We start from the raw sequence: 312 nt of genomic DNA, 5'->3' as shown, positions 1-312 counted from the left end.
CACATTAAAGTGAGAAGCTATTTCATTTAAAAATGAATCAGGATGCTCTTTAATAAAAGATTTTAATTTATCTGAATCTATTTTGTAGGGATTGTGCGGACGACCAGAACCCATTAATTGACCTGTTTGATTTCTTAATCTTTTCCATTGTTTAATTGTCGTTGTGCCAACTGAAAATAATATACTGGTAGATTCAATTGTCGCTCCTGAATCTACATGGGATAGTACTTTTTCCCTAAAATCTAATGAATATGTCATAGCTAAAAAGCGCTAATTATAACAAATATATAAGACTTTTTAAATTTTAATCAA

Annotated in this window: 1 protein-coding gene; it reads right to left on the bottom strand. The window is 29.2% G+C overall.

The genetic code is table 11. The annotated features are described in order from the left end of the window. A partial coding sequence (locus E1O47_RS12185; protein ID WP_133131489.1) for an IS630 transposase-related protein occupies nucleotides 1–258 on the bottom strand: 258 nt, incomplete at its 3' end. Nucleotides 259–312: the final 54 nt, after the last annotated feature.

The organism is Legionella yabuuchiae (assembly GCF_900640115.1).
GTDB classification, from domain to species: Bacteria; Pseudomonadota; Gammaproteobacteria; order Legionellales; family Legionellaceae; genus Legionella_A; species Legionella_A yabuuchiae.
Note: the sequence above shows the minus strand (reverse complement) of the source record. Positions and strands in the feature narration are given on the sequence as shown.